This is a genomic window from Propioniciclava sp. LT294 (assembly GCF_059516005.1).
Genome location: NZ_JCAKNG010000009.1, coordinates 1 through 23,910, shown reverse-complemented (window position 1 = coordinate 23,910; position 23,910 = coordinate 1). Strand labels below are relative to the sequence as shown.

The following is a 23,910-nucleotide window of genomic DNA, read 5'->3' as shown; positions in this document are numbered from 1 at the left end:
GTTGGGCGCATGGCTGAACGCGCTTACGAGGTCCTCCCGGGCAACCACGGCTCCCGCATCAAGGTGAACGCCCGCGGTGTGGACGTCCTGCGCATCCCCCGCCTCAACCGTGGCACCTCCTTCACGGCCGAGGAGCGCGAGAAGCTGGGCCTGGTCGGGTTGCTCCCGAACCGCGTCACGCCGCTGGAGGGACAGCTGCACCGCACCTACCAGCGCTTCCTGGCGGCCGGGACGCCGCTGCAGCAGTTCGCCTACCTGCGTGGGCTGCGCGATCGCAACACCGTGCTCTTCTACCGGCTGGTGAGCGAGCACCTGGAGGAGATGATGCCGATCATCTACACGCCCACCATCGGCGACGCCATCCAGGAGTTCAGCCTGTGGTTCCAGCAGTTGCACGGCGTGTTCCTGTCGATCGACGCCCCCGACCGGATCGAGGAGTCGCTGCGCCGCACCGGCCGGAACGCCGAGGACGTCGACATCGTGATCGTCACCGACTCGGAGGGGATCCTCGGCATCGGCGACCAGGGCGTGGGCGGCATCGAGATCTGCCTGGGCAAGAAGAGCCTCTACACCGCCGCCGCGGGCGTCGACCCCGGCCGCATGGTCCCCGTCGTCCTCGACGTGGGCACCGACAACCTGCGCCTGCTGAACGACGACCTCTACTTGGGCCTGCGCGAGGCCCGCGTGCGGGGCGAGCGCTACGACGCCTTCATCGAGACCTTCGTCGCGGCCGTGCAGGAGGTGTTCCCGCACGCCATGGTCCACTGGGAGGACTTCGGGGCGGACAACGCCCACCGCATCCTGTCCACCTACCGCGACCGCATCTGCACCTTCAACGACGACGTCCAGGGCACCGCGGCCGTCGTCGCCGGTGCGGCGCTCTCGGCGGTCCGCAGCAAGGGCGAGAAGCTGTCCGACCAGCGCGTGGTCATCCACGGCGCCGGCACCGCGGGCATCGGCGTGGCCGACCTGCTGTGCGACCTGATGGTGGCCGAGGGCCTCACGCGCGACCAGGCCCGCGAGCGGTTCTGGGCCATCTCGAGCCGCGGCCTCGTCACGGACGCCCCGGGTGCCCGGTTCCGCGACTTCCAGCGGCCCTACGCGCGTCCGTACGCCGAGGTCGAGCACTGGACGGTGGACGAGCGGGGCCACGTCGGGCTGCCCGACGTCGTGCGCAACGTGCACCCGACGATCCTCATCGGCACCTCGGCCCAGCCGGGTTCGTTCACCGAGGACCTCGTCTCCGACATGGCCGCCCACACCGAGCGGCCGATCATCATGCCGCTGTCCAACCCCACCGCGCTCGTCGAGGCCACCCCGTCCGACCTGCTGGAGTGGACGCACGGGCGCGCCCTGATCGCCACCGGTTCCCCCTTCGCGCCGGTGGTCCACGACGGGGTCGAGCACACCATCGCCCAGGCCAACAACGCGTTCATCTTCCCCGGCCTCGGGCTGGGTGTGTCGGCGTGCCGGGCCTCCCGGGTCACCGACGGCATGATCGGCGCGGCCGCCCGGGCCCTGGCGTCCCTGGTCCGTATCACGCGCCCGGGTCAGTCCCTGCTGCCGGCGCTGAACGACCTGCGACGCGTGTCCGCCACCGTCGCCATCGCGGTCGCGAAGGCCGCCGAGGCCGAGGGGGTGGCCGAGAACCCGCTGGATGACCCGGTCCGCCAGGTGTTCGACGCCATGTGGCAGCCGGTCTATCCGGAGTTGATCATCGACTGACCCGCCCGGAGCAGGCGTCCGCGAGCACCGCCAGCCCTCCGGCGAGTTGGGCGTCGGTGGCGGCCCCGAAGCCCAGCACGATGCCCGAGGCGTCCGGCTCGGCGCCCGCCCAGTAGGAGGACAGGCCGGTCACCAGCACCCCCGACGCCGCGGCGTCCGCCAGCACCTCGGCCTCGGGCCGATCGGTCTGCACCACGGCGTGCAGGCCGCCGTGCATGGGGGCGACCCGGACGCCCGGCAGGCCGGACAGGGCCTCGGCGACCCAGCGCCGCCGGCGCCGGTAGAGCGCGCGCATGCGCTGGGTGTGCCGGCGGAGTTCTCCTGAGGCGAGGTGGCCCGCGATCGCCCGCTGGGTCACCGCCGAGACGGGTTGTCCGAGGTCGGCGCGCGCCGCCTCCAGCTGGGGCAGCAGGGGCTCCGGCGCCACGAGGAAGCCCACGCCCACGCCGGGGGCCAGCGTCGTGGCGAAGGTCCCCAGGGTCACGACCCGGCCGTCGTGCGGGTCGTCGAGGGCTGCCAGGGCGGGCAGCGGTTCGGACGTGTAGCGCAACTCCGAGTCGTAGTCGTCCTCGACGACCCACACCCCGTGGGTGCGTGCCCAGGCCAGCAGGGCGCGGCGGCGCCCCACCGGGAGCGAGCCGCCCAGCGGGTGCTGGTGGCTGGGCGTGACCAGCACGACCGACGGCACCTCCGTGGTGGGCAGGGCGTCGGTGACCAGGCCGAGGCCGTCCACGCGCAGCCCGACCACCTCGGCGCCCAGGCGTTCGGGGACCCGCCGCAGCGAGGGGTAACCGGGCACCTCGACCCCCACCCGCCGGGGGAGGTGGAGCGCGGTGAGCAGGAGCGCCAGTCCTTCGCGGGCGCCGGCCGTGACCACGATGTGCTCGGGGGACCGGACCATGCCGCGCATCTGGCGCAGGTGGTCGGCCAGCTGTTCGCGCAGTTCGGGCAGGCCCAGGCCCTGGGCGCCGGCCGCGTCCGGGTGGGCGGCGGCGTCCCGCCATGCGCGCCGCCAGCCCGGGCCGGCCAGCGCTCCCAGCCAGGGGCGTCCCGGCCGCAGGTCGGCCAACGCCTCGGGCACGGCCGGGGTGGGGGCCCGGCCCGCGGGGGCTGCGAGCGGCCCGTGGAGGATCCCCGCGCCGGGATCGACGCGCGTCGCACCCCCGGTGGTGGCACGCAGGTACCCCTCGGCCGTGAGCTGTTCGTAGGCCGCGACGACGGTGCCCCGGGCCACGCCCAGGTGGGCGGCCAGCGCACGGGTGGAGGGCAGGGCGTCGCCGGGCACCAGGACGCCGTCGGCCACGAGCGCCCGGAGGCCGTCGGCGACCTGGCGGGGGAGGGGACGATCCTCGTGCCGGTCGAGCGTCAGGGGCAGGGTCACGTCCGCGGTGGTGCGCACGGCGTCCAGCATGCCACGGCCACAGCAAAGTGGTCCACCGAAATGGCTTACAAGTGGATCTGGTACAGGACCAGTTTGCCCAGCACACTGGCCGCATGACCGACACCATCGCGCCCCGAACGGGCACCCACCTCGTCAAGACCGGACTCGCCGACATGCTCAAGGGCGGCGTCATCATGGACGTCGTGACGCCCGAGCAGGCGCGCATCGCCGAGGACGCCGGCGCCATCGCCGTCATGGCGCTGGAGCGGGTGCCCGCCGACATCCGCGCCCAGGGCGGCGTGGCGCGCATGAGCGATCCGGACCTCGTCACCGCGATCATGGAGACCGTCTCGATCCCGGTCATGGCCAAGGCGCGCATCGGGCACTTCGTGGAGGCGCAGGTGCTCCAGCACCTCGGCGTGGACTACATCGACGAGTCGGAGGTGTTGTCGCCGGCCGACTACGCCCACCACATCGAGAAGCACCGCTTCACCGTCCCGTTCGTGTGTGGCGCCACCAACCTGGGCGAGGCGCTGCGGCGCATCAGCGAGGGTGCCGCGATGATCCGCTCGAAGGGCGAGGCCGGCACGGGCGACGTGTCCGAGGCCACGCGTCACCTGCGCACGATCCGCAAGGAGATCGCCGTGCTCAAGGCGACGCTGGAGGCGAACCCGGAGGAACTCCACGTCGCCGCCAAGGAGTTGCAGGCCCCCTATGAGCTGGTGCTGGATGTCGCGCAGCGCGGGGCGCTGCCCGTGGTGCTGTTCGTGGCGGGCGGGGTCGCGACCCCCGCGGACGCCGCGATGATGATGCAACTCGGCGCCGACGGCGTGTTCGTGGGCTCGGGCATCTTCAAGTCCGGCGACCCGGCCAGGCGTGCGGCCGCCATCGTCAGGGCCACCGCGATGTACTCCGACCCGGCCGTCATCGCGGACGTGTCCCGTGGGCTCGGGGAGGCGATGGTCGGCATCAACGTGGCCGACCTCGCCGCTCCGCACCGCCTCGCCGAGCGCGGCTGGTGACCGCTCCCCGCGTCGGTGTCGTCGCGCTGCAGGGCGGTGTCCGCGAGCACGAGCGGCTGCTGGACGCGCTGGGCGCGACCACGGTGCCGCTGCGCCGTCCGGACGACCTCGTCGGGCCGGACGGCCTGCGCGTGGACGCGGTGGTCCTGCCGGGGGGTGAGTCGTCGGCCATCGACCGGCTGCTGAGGGACTTCGGGCTGGGGGAGCCGCTGCGCGCGGCGATCGTGGACGGGCTGCCCGCGTTGGGGACCTGCGCCGGCCTGATCCTGCTCGCGACCGAGGTGCTGGATCCGGCCCCCGGGCAGGGGTCGCTCGGCGTGCTCGACGTGGCCGTGCGCCGGAACGCGTTCGGCCGGCAACTCGACTCCGCGGAGGTGCACCTCGACACCGCCTGGGGGCCCGCCGACGTCGCCTTCGTGCGTGCGCCCGCGGTGGAGCGCGTCGGGCCCGGCGTGGAGGTCATCGCCCGGCGCGACGACCGCGTGGTGGGCGTCCGGCAGGGGCTCGTCACGGGGTTGTCGTTCCACCCCGAGCTCACCGGCGAGCCGCTGTTCCACCGGCGGTTGTTGGTGGACGCCGGAAGCCGCTCCGCCTGAGCGTGCGGCGTCAGGCCTCGGCGTAGCCGTTCGGGTTGGCCGACTGCCAGCGGTAGGTGTCCTCACAGGCACGCTCGACGGACAGCTCGGCGCGCCAGCCCAGCTCCGCCCGGGCCTTGGCCGGGTCCGCGAAGGAGGACGCCACGTCGCCGGGCCGACGGTCGACGATCTCGTAGGGGATCTCGACCCCGGACGCCTTCTGGAAGGCCGCGACGATCTCCAGCACGGAGGTGGGGTCGCCGGTGCCCAGGTTCCACACGTGGTAGCCCGCCTTGTCGCCGAGGAAGTCCAGGGCCGCGAGGTGGCCGGCGGCGAGGTCGACGACGTGGATGTAGTCGCGCTCGCCCGTGCCGTCGGTGGTGTCGTAGTCGTCGCCGAAGACCATCAGCTTCTCGCGGCGTCCGGACGCCACCTGCGCCACGAAGGGGAGCAGGTTGTTCGGGATTCCCTTCGGATCCTCGCCGATGCGACCCGACTCGTGCGCACCGATCGGGTTGAAGTAGCGCAGGACGCCGACGGCCAGCGCCGGGTCGGCGGCGGCGACGTCGGCGAGGATCTCCTCGATCATCAACTTCGTGCGACCGTAGGGGTTGGTGGCGCCGGTGGGGGCGTCCTCGACGAACGGGGGCTCGGACTCCTCGCCGTACACGGTCGCGGACGACGAGAACACGATGCGGTGGCAGCCGTGCTGGGCCATCGTCTCGAGCAGGGTGAACGTCGATCCCAGGTTCTCGCGGTAGTACGTCAACGGGATCTGCGTCGACTCACCGACCGCCTTCCAGCCGGCGAAGTGGATGACCGCCTCGGGGGAGAAGGACGCGAACGCGGCATCGAGGGCCTCGGCGTCGCGCACGTTCGCCTCCACGAACCGTGCCTCGCGCCCGGCCAGCTCCGCCACCCGGCGCAGCGACTCCTCCGAACTGTTCGACAGGTCGTCGACGACCAGCACGTCATGGCCGGCCTCCAGCAGGGCCAGCGTGGTGTGGGAGCCGATGTAGCCGGCACCGCCGGTCACGAGAACGCGCATGGGGGTCCTTTCCGAGGGTCGCCTCCACGTTAGCCGGTGCGCGCCCCGGGGGCGGGGGAGTGCCACGCGACGCTACGCTGCTTCACATGAAGTTCCTCAAATGGGTGCTGGGACTGCTCGGCGTCGCCGCGGCGGTCGCCGCAGGGGTGTGGCTCTTCCGGTTCGGCTGGGACATGCAGGAACTGATCGGGGCCGCGCAGCGCTACGACAGTGCGCGCGTCATCCCCAACCCCGTCACCACGACCACGATGATCGCCGGAGTGGCGCTCGCCGCCGGCCTGCTGGTCGGCCTGGCGCTGGGCCTGCCCGCGCGCACCGCCGGCCAGATCCGCAAGGGCGCCCTGGACGAGGTCAACGCCGGGCGCACCGCCGCTGTCGCGGACGAGCGCACCGACTAGGTCGTGGACCTCGCCACCGCGCACTGGCTCACCTCCCCCGAGGCCGCCGGCGCCCTGGCCGCGGCCTCTGCGGAGGCCGACCCCGGCTCGCTCGGCGCCGCCACGCGCCTGCGCGCCCTCGTGGAGCCCGACCGGGCGGCCGCCGTGCTGAACCAGGTCGCCCTCCGCCGCAGGGCCGTCGGCAAGTTCGGCCCCCGCGCGGCCGGGCTCTTCCTCACCGCCGACACCCTCGAGCAGGCGACCCGCTCCGGCGTCGCCGCCCGCCGTGCGGCCCGCCTCGCCCGCGTCGCGGACACCGTCGTGGACCTCGGCTGTGGCATCGGCGCGGACGCGCTGGCTCTCCAGGACGCGGGCCTGCGGGTCGTGGCCGTGGAGCGGGATCCCGTCACCGCCGCGCTCGCCTTGGCGAACCTCGGGCGTCCGGTGCTGGTCGGGGACGCCGAGGACCACTGGCCGGCCCTGGCATCCGACGGCGTGGCCGTGTTCGCGGACCCCGCCCGGCGCACGGCGTCCGGCCGGACGTGGCGGGTGGAGGACCTCTCCCCGTCCTGGGAGTTCGTGTCCGCCCTGCTGGCGGGGGACCGCCCCGCGTGCGTGAAGCTCGGCCCGGGCGTTCCTCACGCGATCATCCCCGATGACGTCGAGGCCGAGTGGGTCTCGGACGCCGGCACCGTCGTGGAGTGCGCGCTGTGGGCCGGACCGGGTGCCACCCCCGGACGCCGCAGCGCGGTCGTGGACGGCGCCGAACTGACCGGCACCCGCCGCGAGGAGGCTGCCGTGGGTGGCATCGCCGCCTACCTGTACGAGCCCGACGGCGCCGTCGTCCGGGCCGGGCTGGTCGACCGCTTGGCCGGGCTCGTCCGGGCCCACCGGATCGCCGAGGGCATCGCCTACCTGAGCGCGCCGTGGCACATGCCCACCCCGTTCGCGACGGCCTTCGCCGTGCGCGAGGTGCTGCCGTACGACGAGAAGGTGTTGCGGGCGTGGGTGCGCGAGCGGGGGATCGGCACCCTCGAGATCAAGAAGCGGGGCCTCGACGTCGACCCGGCCGAACTGCGACGGCGCTTGAAGCCGCGGGGGAAGGCGGCGGCCACCCTCGTGCTGACCCCCACCCCCGGCGGTGCCGTGGCGATCGTGTGTGAACGGATGCCCTGACACGTCAGGCCACCAAGCCCGGCGGCGGCCGGTTGGCGGGCAGGGGAGTTCGTTGCCGATCCTGGCGTCGGGGCGGGAGGAACTCGGGGGCCCCGGCGGCATCGAGCCGAACCTCCCATCGATCGGGGGAATGCCCGCTCCAGAAGCGGGGAGGCTCCACCAGCCCGTGGTGGAAGGGGCAGAGCAGCACCAGATTCGCCAACGACGTCGCACCACCCGCCCACCAGGGCGTGAGGTGGTGTGCGTCGCACCGGCTGTCGGGCGCCGAGCAGTTCGGGAAGGCGCACCCGCCGTCGCGCACGCTCAGCGCCCGCCGGATCGCCGGCGTCACCAGCCGTTCGGTGCGTCCGACGTCCAGCACCTCGGACTCCGTGCCGAGCACGACGGGCATGAGGTCGGCGTCGCAGCACAGCCGGCGCAGGTCGCCGGCGCTGACCTGCTGCCCCGTGGCGAGGAGGCCCGCCTGCTCGGCCCGCGCGCGCAGGTCGGCCTCGCGCATGGTCACCACCACGCGGGGGCGGTCGCCGGCCACCCGCGGCACCGACCCCGCGTTCTCCGCCAGCCGCACCAGCCCCAGCAGCGCGTCGGCGCGGCGCTGGTCGGGCGTCCGCCTCTCGGCGAGCGGATCCCGACGGTCCGTTGCACGCTCACGCCCGGCCCGGCGATCCGACTCCACGAGCGCCTCGATCATGCGTACGAACCCGGCGGCGTCCGCGTCGGGAAGACTCCCTCGGAAGGTCACCGCTCCATCGCCGTCCGGGTGGAACGCCAGCGACCGCCGCGCCCGCGCCCGCCTCGCCTGCGCCTCGAGCCGGCTCTGGTCGGCCTCGGGTGTGGGCGCGGCCTCGGGGGCGACCTCGGCGAGCACCCCCTTCACCAGCGACGGCACCCGGTTCGCCGGCTCGCGCGCGGCACGCTCGACCAGCAGGTGTTGAGCCTGCTCGCGCTGGTCCTCACTGAGGGTGGCCGGCAATGCGTCCACGCCCCGGGCCACCGCCCGCGCCTGCCGGACGCCGAGGCGTCCGGACAGCGCGGCGTCCGCCACGATGGCATGCCGCTGGACGTCGTTCGCCGCGAAGAGTTCGCCCGCGGCCTCGCGACCGGTGCTGGAGCCGCTCAGCGCCAGCCAGCTCGTCGTGGGCGTGCCGCTCGCGGTGAGGGTTGCCCCGGCCGCGTCCGCCTCGGCGAGCAGGACCGCGGCCAGGGCGTCCATGCGGCCGGCGAGCACGCGCGCCCGCCTCACCAGCGCCACCCGCTCCGCCGGCGCCACGCCTGACCGCGTGACGCCTGCAAGCGCGTCGAGCGCCCGTTCGACCGCGGCCAGCACCGCCCCGGTCGGGCAGGCCTCAACGCGGACGCCGCGGTTGGCGGGGGCGTCCGCGGTCAGATCGGGGGTGCGGTCTGCCATGACTCCAACGTAGAGACCGCCTCCGACACTTTCTGCGGCCGGCGGCTGGCGCCCGCAGGGAAGGCGCGCCTACGTTGAACCATGACGATCGACGCCACGACGCTCGACTGGTTGCTCGACACCGACCCCGCGCTGCGCTGGCAGGTGCAGCGCGACCTGGCTCACGAGCCGGAACACGTCTGGCAGCGGACCAGGGCCCGGACGAGGACCGAGGGCATGGCCGACCGGCTGCTCGCGCTGCAGGACGGCGACGGCCAGTGGGCGGGGGGAGCGTACTTCCCGACACGGGTGGACCCCCGGGCGGTGAACCACCCCGACGACGACGAGGGGCAGCCCTACACCGCCACCACGTGGAGTCTCAACGCACTCCGAGAGTGGGGGCTGGACGCCTCCGGACTGGGGGACACCGGCGACAGGCTCGCCCGCAACAGCCGCTGGGAGTACGACGACCTGCCCTACTGGGACGGCGAGGTCGACTGCTGCATCAACGCGTTCACGCTGGCGAACGGCGTGTGGCTGGGCCGGGACATGAGCCGCCTCGCCGACTGGTTCGTCGAGCACCAACGCGACGAGGGCGGCTGGAACTGTGAGTGGGTGGAGGGGTCGGTGCGCTCGTCGTTCCACTCCACGCTCAACGCGCTGCGGGGGATCCTCTTCTACGAGCGCGCCGTCGGCGGCCACGACGCCCTCCGCGCCGCCCGCCACCGGGGTGAGGAGTACCTGCTGCAGCGACGCCTGCTGTACCGGCTCGGCACGGGTGAACGGGTGGGGCCCTGGGTCGACCACCTCGCCTATCCGTTCCGCTGGGTCTACACCGGGTTGCGTGCGCTGGATCACCTGCGTGAGGCGGCGGCCCACGATGGGGTGGCCCCCGACGAACGGGCAGCCGAGGCGATCGAACGGGTCCGGAAGGCCCGCGGCGAGGACGGCCGCTGGCTGCAGAGCACCCGCTTCAAGGGCCAGGTGTGGTTCGAGGCGGACGTGCCGCCCGGCGAGCCGTCCCCCTGGGTCACGTTCCACGCCGCCCGCGTGCTCGATTGGTGGGACACCGCCCGGAATTAGCACTCGGGTTGAACGAGTGCCAACCCGTGGATAGAGTCGTGGTTGGCACTCGACCATCGAGTCTGCCAGCCCAAGGCGGCACCGCGACGACGTCCTGGGCGGGCATCGAAGGATTCCATCAAGGGCCCTCGCGTGAGGGCCCGTACGTACGAAGAAAGGGCACCATCGTGGCCGTCACGATCAAGCCGCTCGAGGACCGCGTCCTCGTCCAGCCCCTGGAGGCAGAGACCACCACCGCCTCGGGCCTGGTCATTCCCGACACCGCCAAGGAGAAGCCGCAGGAGGGCAAGGTCGTGGCGACCGGCCCCGGCCGCATCGACGACAAGGGCAACCGCGTCCCGCTGGACGTCGCCGAGGGCGACGTCGTCATCTTCTCCAAGTACGGCGGCACCGAGGTGAAGTACGACGGGAACGAGTACCTGCTGCTCAACGCCCGCGACATCCTCGCCGTCGTCTCCAAGTAAGGACTCCAACACATGGCAAAGATCCTTCAGTTTGACGAGGAGGCGCGTCGCTCGCTCGAGCGTGGCGTGGATGCCCTCGCCAACGCCGTGAAGGTGACGCTCGGCCCCAAGGGCCGTTACGTGGTGCTCGACAAGAAGTGGGGCGCCCCGACGATCACCAACGACGGCGTGACCGTCGCCAAGGAGGTCGAGCTCACCGACCCCTACGAGAACCTCGGCGCGCAGCTCGCGAAGGAGGTCGCCACCAAGACGAACGACGTCGCCGGTGACGGCACCACGACCGCGACCGTGCTGGCCCAGGCGCTCGTCCACGAGGGCCTCCGCGCCGTCGCCGCCGGTACGAACCCGGTCGGCCTCAAGCGGGGCATCGAGGCGGCCGTCGAAGCCGTCAACAACGAGCTCATCGCCAACGCCAAGCAGGTCGACACGACCGACGACATGGCCAGCGTGGCCACGATCTCGAGCCGTGACGAGGAGATCGGCGCGCTCATCGCCGAGGCCTTCGACAAGGTGGGCAAGGACGGCGTCATCACCGTCGACGAGTCCAACACCCTGGGCACCGAGCTCGAGTTCACCGAGGGCATGCAGTTCGACAAGGGTTACCTGTCGCCCTACATGGTCACCGATGCCGAGCGCATGGAGGCCATCCTCGACAACCCCTACATCCTCATCCACTCGGGCAAGATCAGCTCGATGAACGACCTGCTCCCGCTGCTGGAGAAGGTCATCGGCGCCAACGGCACCCTGTTCATCGTGGCCGAGGACGTGGACGGCGAGGCCCTGTCGACCCTCGTGGTCAACAAGATCCGTGGCACCTTCACCTCGGTGGCCGTCAAGGCCCCCGCCTTCGGTGACCGCCGCAAGGCCATGCTCGAGGACATCGCGATCCTGACCGGCGGCCAGGTCGTCGCTGCCGAGGTCGGCCTCAAGCTCGACCAGGTCGGCCTCGACGTGCTGGGCCGCGCCCGCCGCGTCGTCGTCACCAAGGACAACACGACCATCGTCGACGGCGCCGGTGAGGCCGACGCCGTGGCCGGTCGTGTCGAGCAGCTGCGTGCCGAGATCGCCCGCACGGATTCGGACTGGGATCGCGAGAAGCTCTCCGAGCGCGTCGCGAAGCTCGCCGGTGGCGTGTGCGTGATCAAGGTCGGTGCTGCGACCGAGGTCGAGATGAAGGAGAAGAAGCACCGCATCGAGGACGCCGTGAGCGCCACCCGTGCGGCCATCGAGGAGGGCATCGTCGCCGGTGGCGGCTCCGCGCTCATCCACGCTGCTTCCGTCCTGGCCGGCGGCCTGGGCAAGACCGGTGACGAGCTCGCCGGCGTCCGGATCGTCGAGAAGGCCGTCGTCCAGCCCCTGCGCTGGATCGCCGAGAACGCCGGCGAGCCCGGCTACGTCGTCGTGTCGAAGGTCCAGGAGCTGGGCTTCGGCAACGGCTGGAACGGCGCCACCGGCGTGTACGGCGACCTCATCGCCGCCGGTGTCATCGACCCGGTCAAGGTGACCCGCTCGGCGCTGTCCAACGCGGCGTCCATCGCGGCTCTGCTGCTCACCACCGAGACGCTGGTGGTCGAGAAGCCGGAGGAGTCCGGCGACAGCCACGGGCACCAGCACTGACCGTTGGATCGGTCTCCACGGACGGGGCCCCGCACGAGAGTGCGGGGCCCCGTCCTGTCGGCTGAGAGTGACACCGACGCTGCTCCACCGACCGGTCCCGACAACGCGACGCCACCCACGAACCTCGCCGCCGCCGGGCCCGGCTCACCCAGCAGCGCTGCCGTCTCCACCACCGTCACAAGGCCTGCAGCCAGGCGCAGCTGGAGAGTCGTGGGCCATTCTCTCCGAGACGCACGAACTCAGAAGGGGGCGGCGGCGACCGGAGCGTGGGCGAGGCGGGCGGCCGCCTGGACGCACACATCGGCGACGTCCGGACCTGTTTCGGGGCCCCCGCGCGTTCGACGGGGGCCCCGATCTGTGGCCGGGTGGCCGACCCGCGTGATGGTGGCGCGGGAGGTGGCCGGCGGCGTCCGGCCCCTCGTGAGGGCCTCGCACCTTCTGGACACTATTCCAGCGTGAGTCCGTCGCACTGCACAATCGCGTACCTCAAGGCTGGTCAATCTGATCAGAGTGTGATGGGCTTGGTCGGTCAACGTGATCAGAACGGCAGGGGAGCCAGCATGTACCAGCTCGACGACATCGACCGGCGCCTGATCCTGGAGCTGGATTCAGACCCGCGCCTGACCGTCCTGGCCCTCAGTGAGCGCACGGGGCTGGCCCGCGGCACCATCCAGGCGCGCCTGGAGCGCTACCGCACCGAAGGGCTGTTCCGGCTGTTCTCGGCGCTCGTGCCGCCCGCAGCCTTGGGCCGCGGGCTCCACGCCACCGTGGCCGCCGAGCTTGACCAGCACCAGCTCGACGAGGCGGTCGACGCCCTGCGGCGGATCCCCGAGGTGCTGGAGTGCCACGCACCCGCCGGCGACATCGACCTGCTCTGCCACGTCGTGGCCCGCGACCCCGACGACCTCTACCGGGTGGCCGAGGAGATCCGGCTGTGCCCGGGCATCACCCGCACCTCGACCAGCGTCTACCTGCGCGAGGTCATCGGTTACCGCGTCCGGCCGCTGCTGCGGGGGCGTGCCGAGGGGGAGCGTCCGCGTCGAGTCCCTACGCGTCCGGGCCCTGGCCCTGCCCGACCGCGCGCCTGATGAGCTGTGCCACCTGCTGCTCCACCTGGTCGTTCCACTCCGTGACGGCGAACGCGGTCGGCCACAGGACGCCGTCGTCGAGCTGCGCGACGTCCTGGAACCCGATGTGGCCGTAGCGCGTCTTGAACTTGCCGGCGTACTGGAAGAAGAACACCACGGCGCCGTCCTTGCAGTAGGCGGGGAACCCGTACCAGGTCTTGCTGGTCAGCGCGGGCAGTTCACGCGCGACGAGCGCGTGCAGCCCCTCGGCGATCGCCCGGTCGGACGGCTCCATGGACGCGATCGCCGCCAGGACGGCCGCCTCGTCGTTCTTGCCCGCCTTCGACCGGCGGCGTTCGGCGGCCACCTGCTTGACGGCTGCCTTCTCGTCCGCGGAAAGTCCGTCGTCTCTGCTTGCCATGGCCTCATCGTGACATGCGGCGCGGGTGCGTGGACAGGGGGGTGGGGGCGGCCCGAGGTGGTTCCGCCGGCCCGCGTTGCGGCCGAGCGCACTAGGATCAGCGTCGCCGAAGACCGACCACCTGGAGGCAGCCTTGAGTGACGTGAGAGCCGACGTGCGGCGTTCGACGGTGTCGTGGGGGGTCGCGGCAGGGGCGGGCATGGTCGCGAGCGCGCTGATCGCCTGGGGATCGGCCCACCCCGAGTTCTCGTTCAACCCCGACGGCTGGCTCGACCCGACCGTCATGGCGATCGGCACGGCCCTGCCGATGCCGTGGAACCGCGCGGCCATCGTGCTGGGCTGCCTCGTGCTGAGCGTGCTGTGGTGGTTCCTGCGCCCACACCCCGGGCGCGCCGCCATCGCCCGGCCCGGCCTGCTGCTGGCGCTGTGGTCGCTGCCGCTGCTGCTGACGCCGCCCGTCCTGTCGGGCGACGCCGTGCTGTACGCCGACTCCGGGTGGATCGAGAACCACGGCGGCTCCGTCTATGCCGACGGCCTCGGCAGCGCGGGCGGCCCCTTCGCTCCCTCGGTCGACGAGCTGTGGCGGGGGAGCGGCGTCGCCTACCCGCCCCTGACGCTGCTGGTGAACCAGGCCGTCGTGGCGCTCACGGGCAACGACGACTACTGGTCGTTCGTGGCCATGCGGCTGCCGGCCATCCTCGGCGTGGCCCTCATCGCCTTCACCGTCCCGCGGATCGCGGAGCACCTGCGTCCGCTCGGCCTGTTCCGCGGGCGCCGGGGCGCCGAGCGTCAGGCCGCGCACGAGGTGGAACCCGAGGGGCTCGCCGCCGACCGCGCGATCTGGTGGGGCCTGCTGAACCCGCTGCTGCTGGTCCACTTCATCGGCGGCGCCCACAACGACGCACTCATGGCGGGCGCGTCGGTGCTGGCCATCTGGGTGACCGTCCTCGGCGTCCGCTCCGAGGGAACCCGGCGGATCGTGCTGCTGTGGGTCGTCGCCCCCGCCCTCGTGGGCGTGGCGATGGCGCTGAAGCAACAGGGCGGGCTCACCGTCCTCGCCGTGGCGGGGCTGCCCGTCATCGCGCAGTTGCGCGCGCTCCCGCCGGGCCGGCGCCTGTGGGCGTACGGCGTCCGGACGGCCGGTGTGACGGTCCTCGCGGTGGCCGCGTTCGTCCTGCTCAGCCTGGCCACGGGCAAGGGCTTCGGGTGGACGGCCTGGCTCACCCTCATGGGCACGGCCGGGACGCCGGCGCCCTTCGCGCTGCTGGGCCAGTACGGTGGCGACGTCGTGGCCTGGCTGGGCCACGACCCGTCCCTCTTCCGCCTCGTCGTCGGGATGGCCTCGAACGTCACGCTGCTCGCCGTCCTGGCCTGGGTGGTGATCCACTTCAGTGACCGCCCGGTGAGCGCCATCGGTTGGGGATCGCTGGCCGTGGCGACCCTGGGCCAGTCGATGCACCCGTGGTACTTCCCGTGGAGCCTCGCCCTGCTGGGCCTGGTGCCGGTGACGGCGCGCCAGCGACGGTGGGTGACGGGTTTCGTCCTGGCCTTCCTGGTGTGGAACTCCATCCAGACCGTGCTGTGGCACGGGGACTACTAGACTCCCCCCATGCGTGTCGCGGTCACATCCGGGCGGCTCGGAGAGGCCTTGGCCGCCGGGCTGGCCGCTGCGGGCCACGACGTCCTGAAACTTGTCGAGCGCGCGCCGCGGGGCCCCGACGAGCGCCGCTGGGAACCCGCAGCCGCCTTGATCGACGGGCCCGGCCTGTCGGACGTGGACGCCGTGGCCAACGTGTTCGAGGCGGACCTCTGGCGCCGGTGGACGCCCCAGGTGAAGGAGACCGTCCGCAGCAGCCAGATCACCGGGACGTTGTCCATCGTCAGCCACCTCGATCCGGACGGTCGCTGCCAACGCTTCGCGAACCTCTCCAGCACCACCTTCTTCGGCGACCGCGAGGACGACCTGCTGAGCGCCGACTCGCCGGCCGGCAAGGGCTGGGTGGCACGGTCGACCGCCGAGTGGGAGGCGGCCGCGCGCCACGCGCCGGTGTCGACCGTCCTGATGCGGACCCCGATGGTCCTGGGTGTCCCCGGCGGGGCATGGGAACGCCGCCGGAAGGGCTGGCTGTCGGGGCGCTTCGGCCACGGCCGGCAGTGGCGCTGCTGGATCCACGTCGACGACTGGGCGGCGGCCGCGGTGACGCTGCTCGAGGGGACGGTGGAGGGCCCGGTGGTGATGGCGGCCCCTGAGCCGGTGCGGGAGTCCGCGTTCGCCGCGGCCCTGGCGTCCGTCTCGGGACGCTGGTTCCACCCGCCCGTTCCCGAGGCGCTCCTGAAGCTGGAGTTCGGGGCGGAGATGACGGCGCAGGTCCACATGGCCTCGCAGCGGGTGGTGCCGCGGATCCTGACCGAGGAGATGGGGTTCCGCCACCGCCATCCCGACCTCGCGGCCGCGCTGGCGGACGTGACATGAGGGCACGGACGGCAATGGGCTGCCACCGGGAATGTCCGGGAGCCGAAGTATGCTCCTGTGGACGCCAGTTGGGCAGATGACGGGGGAGATTTCGATGACACATGATGACCTGACAGCAGCCGGCGTCCCGGCTCCGTTCGCGCCGCTCGGCCTCACGTTCGACGACGTGCTGCTGCAGCCGAACGAGAGCGACGTCATCCCGTCCGAGGTCGACACCACGACCCAGGTGAGCCGGAACATCACGCTCAGGGTGCCCCTGCTCAGCTCGGCGATGGACACGGTGACCGAGGCGCGCATGGCCATCGCGATGGCCCGCCAGGGCGGCCTCGGCATCCTGCACCGCAACATGGACGCCGACGAGCAGGCCAACCAGGTGGATCGCGTGAAGCGTTCCGAGGCCGGCATGGTCGACCAGCCGATCACCACGACGGTCGACGCGACCATCGCCGAGGTCGACCAGATGTGCGGCCAGTACCGCATCTCGGGCCTCCCCGTGATCGACGAGGGCGGACGCCTGGTCGGCATCATCACCAACCGCGACATGCGCTTCGAGGATGACCCGAGCCGCCGCGTCGGCGAGGTCATGACGCGGATGCCGCTGGTCACCGGCCACCCCGGCATCTCGCCCCAGGAGGCGCTCAAGCTCCTCGGCAAGCACAAGATCGAGAAGCTGCCCCTGGTGGATTCCGACGGCAGGCTGACCGGCCTCATCACGCTGAAGGACTACGTGAAGTCCGGCCAGTACCCCCTCGCGACGAAGGATCCCCACGGCCGCCTGCGCGTCGGCGCGGCCATCGGCACGTTCGGCGACGCGTGGGAGCGCGCCATGCTGCTGGTCGAGGCCGGGGTGGACGCCCTGGTCACCGACACCGCGCACGGCCACAGCCGCTCCGAGATGGATCTCATCCGCCGCCTCAAGGCAGAGCCCCTGGCCCGCCACGTCGACGTCATCGGCGGCAACGTCGGCACGTACGAAGGCGCCAAGGCCGTCGTCGAGGCGGGCGGCGACGCCGTCAAGGTCGGCATCGGCCCGGGTTCCATCTGCACCACCCGCGTGGTCGCCGGCGTCGGCGTCCCGCAGGTGACCGCCATCTACGACGCGGCGCGCGCCGCGCGTCCGGCCGGCGTGCCGGTCATCGGCGACGGTGGCCTCCAGTACTCCGGCGACATCGCCAAGGCCCTCGTCGCCGGCGCCAACACCGTGATGCTCGGGTCGCTGCTGGCCGGCTGTGACGAGAGCCCCGGCGAGCTGGTGTTCATCAACGGCAAGCAGTTCAAGAGCTACCGCGGCATGGGATCGCTGGGCGCCATGAAGGCCCGCGGCAAGCAGGGCTCGTTCGCGTCCGACCGGTACTTCCAGGCCTCCGCCACCACCGACGACAAGTTCATCCCCGAGGGCATCGAGGGGCAGGTCGCCTACCGCGGGCCGCTGGCCGCCGTCGCCTACCAGCTCATCGGCGGCCTGCGCCAGTCGATGTTCTACTCGGGTGCGCGCACGATCCCCGAGCTCCAGGAGCGCGGCCGGTTCGTCCGCATCACGTCCGCGGGCCTGCGCGAGTCGCACCCGCACGACATCCAGATGACCGTCGAGGCCCCCAACTACTCCAACAAGAAGTGAGTTCCATGATCGAGATCGGCCGCGCGAAGCGCGCCCAGCAGGTATTCTCCTTCGACGACATCGCGATCGTCCCGACGCGCCGCACCCGCAGCCCGCAGGACGTCCGCCTGAACTGGACCATCGACGCGCTGACGTTCGAGTTCCCGATCGTGGCGGCGCCGATGGATTCGGTGATGTCCCCGGCGACGGCGATCGCGTTCGGCCGGATGGGTGGGCTGGGCGTCCTCAACCTCGAGGGCCTGTGGACGCGCTACGAGGATCCGCAGCCCATCCTCGACGAGCTCGCCGACATCAGCGACGCGGTCACCGCGACGGCCCGCATGCAGGAGGTGTACGCCGAGCCGGTCAAGGCCGAGCTGATCACCGCCCGCATGAAGGAGATCCGTGACGCCGGCGTCCCCGTCGCCGGAGCGCTCTCGCCCCAGCTCGCGCAGGAGTTCGCCTCGGTCGTCGAGAAGGCGGGCGTGGACTTCTTCGTGATCCGCGGCACCACCGTGTCGGCCGAGCACGTCTCCTCGACCGAGGAGCCGCTCAACCTCAAGGAGTTCATCCGCAAGCTGGACGTGCCCGTCATCGTGGGTGGCTGCGCCACCTACCAGGCGGCGCTGCACCTGATGCGGACGGGGGCGGCCGGCGTGCTGGTCGGCTTCGGCGGTGCGGCCACGGGCCGGACGCGCCACGTCCTGGGTGTCGAGGTGCCGATGGCCTCGGCGGTGGCCGACGTCGCAGCCGCCCGCCGCGACTACATGGACGAGTCCGGGGGCCGCTACGTGCACGTGATCGCCGACGGCGCACTGGGGCGCTCGGGCGACATCGCCAAGGCCATCGCCTGCGGTGCGGACGCCTGCATGGTGTCGACCCCGCTCGCCCGGGCCGAGGAGGCGCCGGGCCGCGGCTGGCACTGGGGCCCCGAGGCCTGGCACAGCAGCCTGCCGCGTGGCGAGCGCGTCCGCATGGGCCGCGTCGGCACGCTGGAAGAGATCGTCCTGGGTCCGTCCCACACCCCTGACGGAACCATGAACCTCGTCGGCGCCCTCCGCAAGGCGATGGGCACCACCGGCTACACCGAGGTGAAGGAGTTCCAGCGGGTGGAGATCGTGGTCCACGCCTGACATGCGCAGACCCACCGCCCTCGTCCTGGTCATCACGCTCCTGCTCGGGGCCGCCGGCCTCGCCGGCGGGGTGTGGTGGTTCGGCGTCCGGCCCGCCCAGCAGTTGGAGGCCTCCCTCGCGCGGATCACGGCCGGGCTCTCGTCCGGCGAGCTGTCCGACGACGATTTCCTCGTGCCGGGGGGCCAGCCGCCCGCGTCCGAACAGGTCGCGAAGGTCTATGCCGGCATGGGGTCGCTCCGCCCCACCGTCACCCTGGTGAGCGAGCCGCAGAGCCAACGCCCGGGCGAGATGCGGGCGGAACTGGCGTGGTCGTGGGTCGTCCACGAGGGCAAGGCGGCCTGGGAGTACACCACGCCGCTGGATCTCACCCGCGAGGGTGACACGTGGCGGGCGCGCTACCACCCGGGGCTGGTCGTGCCCGGGCTGGCGGACGGTGAGGCCCTGCGGGCGAACCGGCTGTCCACGAAGCGAGGGTCGGTGCTCGGTGAGGGCGGCGAACCCATCGCCACGAACACCGCCGCCTGGCGGCTGGGGATCGACAAGACGACCACGAACGTGACGACCGCGGTGGCCTCGGCGCGCAAGCTCGCCGAACTGCTCGGGCAGGATCCGGACGCCCTGGCCGCCCGGGTGGAGAAGGCCGGGCCGCGCGCGTTCATCGAGGCCCGCCTGCTGCGGCAGCACGACCCCGCCGACCAGGAACTCGCCCGGAAGGCCCAGGCCTGGATCGGGGTGCGGGCCGTCCCGACGACCTTCCCCCTCGGGCGCACCTCGTCCTTCCTGCGGCCCATCCTCGGGGTCGTCGGCGACGCCACGGCCGAGCAGGTGGAGAAGTCGGGCGGCACGATCCGGCCCGGTGACCTCGTGGGCCGTGGTGGCCTCCAGGAGGCGCGCAACCACGTCCTCGCAGGGACGACCGGCTTCGTGGTGTCCGTCGTGGAGCCCGGCGGCGACACCCGCGAGCAGTTCCGCGTCGCGGCCCTCGACGGCAGCGACGTGTGGACGACCATCAACGTGCCGCTGCAGGAGAAGGCCGAGGCGTTGCTGGCGCCCATCGGGTCGGCGAGTGCCCTCGTGGTGCTGCGCCCCTCCGACGGCGCGGTGGTGGCCGCGGCGTCCGGCCCGGGATCGCAGGGGCTGTCGACCGCCACGCTCGGGCAGTACGCCCCGGGTTCGACGATGAAGCTCGTCACCGCCCTCGCCATGATCCGGGCGGGTGCGACCGCCGACACGATGGTCGAGTGCTCGGACGGCTACGTCGTCGACGGCTACCGCTTCGACAACTGGGCGGGGTATCCCGCCGGCATGCTGGGGCAGGTGCGGCTGCGCGATGCGTTCGCGTGGTCGTGCAACGCGGCGTTCCTCGCCCAGGCGGACGCGCTGGGCGTCGACGAGCTGGCCGATGCCGCCGCCTCGCTCGGTCTCACCGGCGAGCCGAACCTCGTCGCGGGTGGGTTCCTGGGCCGGGTGCCGACGGACGGCACGCCCGCGGAGAAGGCCGGGGCGATGATCGGCCAGGGCCGTGTCCTGGCCTCACCCCTGGGCATGGCGACCGTCGCCGCTTCCATCGCCGCAGGCCACACGGTCTCGCCGATGCTGGTGGACGAGCCGGGGCGCCAGGTCACCCCGCCGCCCACACCCCTGACCGAGGCCGAGGCGTCCGTGTTGCGTGAGCTGATGCGCGCGGTCGTGACGGACGGGACGGCCAAGCCGCTCGGCGTCCTCGGTGACGTCGGCGCGAAGACCGGAACCGCCAGCTGGGGGCCGGCCCCGGTGAAGTACCACGGGTGGGTCGTCGTCACCCGGGGTGACCTCGCCGTCGCCGCGTTCATCGAGGACGCCGCGGGTTCCGGTGACGCCGTGGCCCTGGCGTCCGCGCTGCTGGGGTCGTGAGGGCTCAGACCCCTTCACCAGCACCAGGTGGTCGGAGTATCGACCACCTCGTGCTCCCGAGCTGACGCTCACGCATCCAGGCCGGCCCAGCGACGCGTCGAGCCAGGGCCCGGGCAGCGGGGACAGGGCACGGGCAGGGGATGCCCCCGCCGGAACAACGCGCCCCCGACCTGCCAGGCCACGCGGCACGGACGTCCGCGGAGGTCGACCGAGCCGTAACGGACGGTGGCCTCGTCGCGCAGCGCATGGTCGTTGTCCCGCTCGAGGTCGCGGAAGACGCGCTTCAGGTGCAGCCGGCCGTCGATCTCGACGATGAACGGGCGGGCGTCCGTGCGCAGGGGTGGGTACCGGACGTCGCACTTCCAATGACCAGCCGTGCGCACTTGTCGCTGTCCCTCAGGGAGGCCGTGGGCGCGCTCCACGTCGCGTCGGTACACCCACTCCAACGTGCTCTCGATCCCCTGGAGGTCCAGGGCCACCTCGCGCAGCATGCGCCGTTGCGGGAGCCGGTACCGGCCCTCGAGCCGCCGCACCACCTCCGGCACCGCCACCTTGCCGACGCGGGTCGCCTCCGCGAGCAGCGTCACCCATTCCTCGACGTCGCAGCCGGAGCCGACGTCGATCAGGGCCTCCTCGAGCCGGATCCTCGGGAGGGACCCCAGTGTCTGCGCGAGTCGTCCGCACCCGTCCTGACGAAAGGTCCAGCCGGGGCGGTCCTTGATCCTGCGTCCGGGCGGCACCCAGACGTCGATGTCGTCCGGGGCCCTCTCGAGCCCGGCCAGGTGGAGGGCGGCGCGTCCGCCCAGGGCGACCCCGTCGCCGCCCAGGAGAATCCCGGCCCGGCCTCGCTGTTCGACGGTGGGCGTGTTCGTGGCCAGGAGGTAGATCCCGGGGGTGATCCGCGTCACCTCGCCGCGTGAGAGCATGCGGCGCAGGGGCGTCCGGCCCAGGTGCTCCAAGACCTGGTCATGGCGCAGGACGCCGTCCTGCTGGTCGGCGATCGCCAACAGCGCGGGCGGCGGGTCGATACGGGGAAACATGCCCGAGGCACTAGGCGGAGCCTGTCACCGGGCGTGAACGACCATTCACCAGCAGCAAGCGGTCGGAGTATCAACCACGCTGTGCTGGTGAACACGTGCGGACGTCGCACCCTCGCACATCAGTCGTCGACCGTGGCGGCGTCCCGGTCGATGAGGGCCTTGATGGCGGCGTGCTGCTCGTCGGAATCCCAGGCGATGCTGCCCAGCGCCGCGTACGACTCGGCCACGACCCGCTGGTGGCCCGCCGGGGTGATCAGGCCGCGGTCGAGCATGAGACGCGCAGCGCCGGCGTAGGTGTCGACGAGGTGGATGCGGGCAGCCGCCAGGCGCGCGCGTTCCTCCGCGGGGGTACCGACCACGTCGTGGATGACGACGATGTCGACGATGTCCTCGAACTGCTCCCACAGCAGCTCACCGACGCGGATGTCCCCCTGGCCCGAGTCGCCGATGAACAAGGTCCGGTACTCGGGGTAGAGCTGCCGGTAGTGGTCGATGTTGGCGATCTTCTGCCCGGCCATCAGGTCATGCGTGGCCAGGGCCGCCACGGTGCCGGTCAGCACCGAGTGGGTGGCGATGCCGGCGCGGCGCAGGGTCGCGCGGGTGCGGTTCTCGATGAGGCCGAGCGCGTCGCCGGGGCGCGCGGTGACGAACGTGAGGTCGCCGGTGGAGAAGGGCTCGTCGTCGGGCCCACGGTCCAGGGCCTCCAGCAGGGCGAGGATGCCGGGGTAGATCGTGCCCCTCGGATAGCGCCGGTCGTGCAGGGCGCACACGACGGTGTCGTCGATGTCGCACAGGACCTTCGACTCGCCGGTTTCGACCCCGACGGCCTCCTGGGCGATGTGGGTCAGGATCCGGTGGCGGATGTCCTCGTCGTCGACGTCGGAGAACACCAGCCCCTCGAGGTCGTGGCTGTCCAAGCGGCTGTTGATCCGGTTCTTGAGGTGGGTCAGCTCGACACCGCGGCGCGAGAGGAGGATCGCGGCGATGGCCTCCTCGTCCGCACGATCGGTGAGGCCGGCCTGCAGGCCGTGGATCAGGTTGGCCTGCGCCTCGATCGAGAGTTCGCCGACCCGTTCGACCAGGAGCTCCCGCAGGGCCGCACGGTGGCGGGGGCCGAACAGGTGGTCGTCGACACCTCGGAACAGACGCGCCACGTCGACCTCGCGCAGGACCTCGTCCAGGGTGGGGCCGGACGCCCGCCGGAGCAGGTCGAGGATCCGGGCCTCCTCCGCGCGGTCCGTGTGGCCTCTCAGCAACGCCACGATGAGATCGTGTTCGACGGGCACGGGGGCAGCCTAGTTGTAGTTGCTCATGACGTTGGTGACGCCCGTCCGGAGGCGTGAGGCTGGGGGTTGGTCACCGGTAGCGCTGTGGGGCCGATGGTAGTTGTAGTGCAGGTTCCAGGTCGCGATCGCTTGGCGTCGGTGTTCTTCGCTGGCCCAGGGGCGGGCGTAGAGCAGTTCGTTGGCCAGGATTCGCTGGTAGCGCTCGACCTTGCCGGTGTGGCGGGGTGTGTAGGGCTTGGTTCGCTGGTGGCGTGCGGCGAAGGAGCAGACGGCGCGGGTGAAGTCGTTGGCGCGGTAGCAGGAGCCGTTGTCGGTGACGATCCGGGTGAACCGGGTGATGCCGTGGGCGGCGAACCAGACGTGGGCGCGGTGGAGGAACCCGATCGCGGTCTTGGCGGTCTCGTCGGGGAGGGCCTCGGTGTAGGCGAGCCGGGAGAACCCATCGACCGCGGAGTGGAGGTAGACGTAGCCGGGTCGAGCGCCACGTGCTTTGGCCTTGGCGGTGGCGCGGGCTGCGGCGCGGGCCTGGTCTGAGTTGATGCCGTGGATGCGCCAGCCGCCGCCGTCGGGGATGCGGCCGACCTTCTTCACATCGAGGTGGATCATGTGTCCGGGCCAGTGCGCGGTGATCGTGCCGGGCTTGCGGAGTGGTTCGCCGTCGACGTCGAGGTGGTCGAGTCGGTGCAGGCCGAGTTTGTGGAGCCAGCGGGTGACGGTCGCGACCGAGATGGTGATGTCGGTGGCTGCGAGTTCGCGCGCGATCCGGCGTGCTGACCACTTGTTCTTCCGCATCAGCGCGATCTGCTCGACCACAGCCGTGGGGGTCTGGGTCGGGCGATGTCGGGGTGCGCTCGAGTGATCGTGGAGGCCGGCTTCGCCGTGTTCGCGGTAGCGGGCCACCCACTTGCCCAGGCACTGGCGTGAGACGCCTGCTTCGGCGGCGATATGGGCGATCGGGCGGTGGCGGCAGCGCAGCACCAGCCGCAGACGGCCCTCGGAGGTCAACGGAGCATTACGGTGGGTCACAGGGCAGGTCCTTCGGATCGGCGACGGTTGTCTTGGTCGACTTCCATCCTTGCCGCCGGGGACCTGCCCGTCCCTCACCGCCTACCGCCGGGTGACACCAACCTCATGAGCCGCAACA

Annotated in this window: 21 protein-coding genes; 14 read left to right on the top strand and 7 right to left on the bottom strand. The window is 72.2% G+C overall.

Translation table 11 applies throughout. The features are described from left to right. Positions 1–9 precede the first annotated feature (9 nt). A complete protein-coding gene (locus tag AC5YDA_RS11760) occupies positions 10–1,725 on the top strand; it encodes an NAD-dependent malic enzyme (RefSeq protein ID WP_496189945.1) in 1,716 nt (571 codons plus the stop codon). On the opposite strand, the gene pdxR is transcribed toward AC5YDA_RS11760, so the two are convergent. Continuing rightward, entirely contained in the window at positions 1,715–3,124 is a 1,410-nt protein-coding gene (pdxR, locus tag AC5YDA_RS11755) for a MocR-like pyridoxine biosynthesis transcription factor PdxR (protein ID WP_496189946.1), read from the bottom strand. The two genes, AC5YDA_RS11760 and pdxR, sit on opposite strands and share 11 nt — an antisense overlap. Positions 3,125–3,219: 95 nt before the next feature. On the opposite strand from pdxR, the gene pdxS reads away from it, so the two are divergent. Both pdxS and pdxT read left to right on the top strand, forming a co-directional pair. Further along, on the top strand, positions 3,220–4,128 hold the full coding sequence (gene pdxS / locus AC5YDA_RS11750) for a pyridoxal 5'-phosphate synthase lyase subunit PdxS (RefSeq protein WP_496189947.1): 909 nt from the start codon (positions 3,220–3,222) through the stop codon (positions 4,126–4,128). Beyond that, on the top strand, positions 4,125–4,724 hold the full coding sequence (gene pdxT / locus AC5YDA_RS11745; RefSeq protein WP_496189948.1) for a pyridoxal 5'-phosphate synthase glutaminase subunit PdxT: 600 nt from the start codon (positions 4,125–4,127) through the stop codon (positions 4,722–4,724). Before pdxS ends, pdxT begins: the two co-directional genes overlap by 4 nt. A gap of 10 nt (positions 4,725–4,734) precedes the next feature. Here the strand turns inward: pdxT and galE are convergent, their stop codons facing one another. Beyond that, positions 4,735–5,751: a UDP-glucose 4-epimerase GalE gene (galE, locus tag AC5YDA_RS11740; RefSeq protein WP_496189949.1), complete on the bottom strand. Its 1,017-nt coding sequence runs from the start codon at positions 5,749–5,751 to the stop codon at positions 4,735–4,737. 86 nt (positions 5,752–5,837) lie between these two features. Between galE and AC5YDA_RS11735 the strand changes: the two genes are divergently transcribed. Next, the gene (locus tag AC5YDA_RS11735) at positions 5,838–6,149 is read left to right on the top strand and encodes a hypothetical protein (RefSeq protein ID WP_496189950.1); all 312 of its coding nucleotides are present in this window, start codon (positions 5,838–5,840) and stop codon (positions 6,147–6,149) included. A 3-nt stretch (positions 6,150–6,152) separates the two neighbouring features. After that, a complete protein-coding gene (locus tag AC5YDA_RS11730; RefSeq protein ID WP_496193033.1) occupies positions 6,153–7,304 on the top strand; it encodes a class I SAM-dependent methyltransferase in 1,152 nt (383 codons plus the stop codon). A 4-nt stretch (positions 7,305–7,308) separates the two neighbouring features. On the opposite strand, the gene AC5YDA_RS11725 is transcribed toward AC5YDA_RS11730, so the two are convergent. Continuing rightward, on the bottom strand, positions 7,309–8,712 hold the full coding sequence (locus AC5YDA_RS11725) for an HNH endonuclease signature motif containing protein (RefSeq protein WP_496189952.1): 1,404 nt from the start codon (positions 8,710–8,712) through the stop codon (positions 7,309–7,311). Between the two features lie 81 nt (positions 8,713–8,793). Here AC5YDA_RS11725 and AC5YDA_RS11720 point away from each other — a divergent pair, with 81 nt between their 5' ends. The 4 genes from AC5YDA_RS11720 (at position 8,794) to AC5YDA_RS11705 (ending at position 12,943) form a co-directional block, all read left to right on the top strand. After that, positions 8,794–9,774, top strand: a complete 981-nt coding sequence (locus AC5YDA_RS11720) for a squalene cyclase (RefSeq protein WP_496189953.1) — start codon at positions 8,794–8,796, stop codon at positions 9,772–9,774. A gap of 167 nt (positions 9,775–9,941) precedes the next feature. Beyond that, positions 9,942–10,238, top strand: a complete 297-nt coding sequence (gene groES / locus AC5YDA_RS11715; RefSeq protein ID WP_131167387.1) for a co-chaperone GroES — start codon at positions 9,942–9,944, stop codon at positions 10,236–10,238. A 12-nt stretch (positions 10,239–10,250) separates the two neighbouring features. Further along, positions 10,251–11,855, top strand: a complete 1,605-nt coding sequence (gene groL, locus AC5YDA_RS11710) for a chaperonin GroEL (RefSeq protein ID WP_496189954.1) — start codon at positions 10,251–10,253, stop codon at positions 11,853–11,855. A gap of 560 nt (positions 11,856–12,415) precedes the next feature. Continuing rightward, positions 12,416–12,943 (top strand): Lrp/AsnC family transcriptional regulator, encoded by a 528-nt coding sequence (locus AC5YDA_RS11705; RefSeq protein ID WP_496189958.1) that lies wholly within the window; start codon positions 12,416–12,418, stop codon positions 12,941–12,943. On the opposite strand, the gene AC5YDA_RS11700 is transcribed toward AC5YDA_RS11705, so the two are convergent. Continuing rightward, complete coding sequence (locus AC5YDA_RS11700) at positions 12,903–13,343, bottom strand: iron chaperone (protein ID WP_496189959.1); 441 nt, start codon at positions 13,341–13,343, stop codon at positions 12,903–12,905. The genes AC5YDA_RS11705 and AC5YDA_RS11700 overlap by 41 nt on opposite strands. A 142-nt stretch (positions 13,344–13,485) precedes the next feature. Between AC5YDA_RS11700 and AC5YDA_RS11695 the strand changes: the two genes are divergently transcribed. The 5 genes from AC5YDA_RS11695 (at position 13,486) to AC5YDA_RS11675 (ending at position 20,440) form a co-directional block, all read left to right on the top strand. After that, positions 13,486–14,943, top strand: a complete 1,458-nt coding sequence (locus tag AC5YDA_RS11695) for an MptA/MptB family glycosyltransferase (RefSeq protein ID WP_496189966.1) — start codon at positions 13,486–13,488, stop codon at positions 14,941–14,943. A gap of 9 nt (positions 14,944–14,952) precedes the next feature. Next, entirely contained in the window at positions 14,953–15,816 is an 864-nt protein-coding gene (locus tag AC5YDA_RS11690) for a DUF1731 domain-containing protein (protein WP_496189960.1), read from the top strand. A 94-nt stretch (positions 15,817–15,910) separates the two neighbouring features. After that, entirely contained in the window at positions 15,911–17,434 is a 1,524-nt protein-coding gene (gene guaB, locus AC5YDA_RS11685; protein ID WP_496189961.1) for an IMP dehydrogenase, read from the top strand. A 5-nt stretch (positions 17,435–17,439) separates the two neighbouring features. Further along, positions 17,440–18,546, top strand: coding sequence for a GuaB3 family IMP dehydrogenase-related protein (locus tag AC5YDA_RS11680; protein WP_496189962.1), 1,107 nt, complete (start codon positions 17,440–17,442; stop codon positions 18,544–18,546). Position 18,547: 1 nt separating this feature from the next. Next, on the top strand, positions 18,548–20,440 hold the full coding sequence (locus AC5YDA_RS11675) for a penicillin-binding transpeptidase domain-containing protein (protein WP_496189963.1): 1,893 nt from the start codon (positions 18,548–18,550) through the stop codon (positions 20,438–20,440). Between the two features lie 68 nt (positions 20,441–20,508). On the opposite strand, the gene AC5YDA_RS11670 is transcribed toward AC5YDA_RS11675, so the two are convergent. From AC5YDA_RS11670 to AC5YDA_RS11660, 3 genes are all read right to left on the bottom strand, one after another. Then, the gene (locus tag AC5YDA_RS11670) at positions 20,509–21,480 is read right to left on the bottom strand and encodes a type IV toxin-antitoxin system AbiEi family antitoxin domain-containing protein (RefSeq protein ID WP_496189964.1); all 972 of its coding nucleotides are present in this window, start codon (positions 21,478–21,480) and stop codon (positions 20,509–20,511) included. 119 nt (positions 21,481–21,599) lie between these two features. After that, entirely contained in the window at positions 21,600–22,742 is a 1,143-nt protein-coding gene (locus AC5YDA_RS11665; protein WP_496189965.1) for a hypothetical protein, read from the bottom strand. A gap of 33 nt (positions 22,743–22,775) precedes the next feature. Continuing rightward, positions 22,776–23,792 carry an IS481 family transposase gene (locus tag AC5YDA_RS11660; RefSeq protein WP_496193032.1) on the bottom strand — a complete coding sequence of 339 codons (1,017 nt, stop codon included), beginning with the start codon at positions 23,790–23,792 and terminating at the stop codon, positions 22,776–22,778. Between the last annotated feature and the right edge of the window lie 118 nt (positions 23,793–23,910).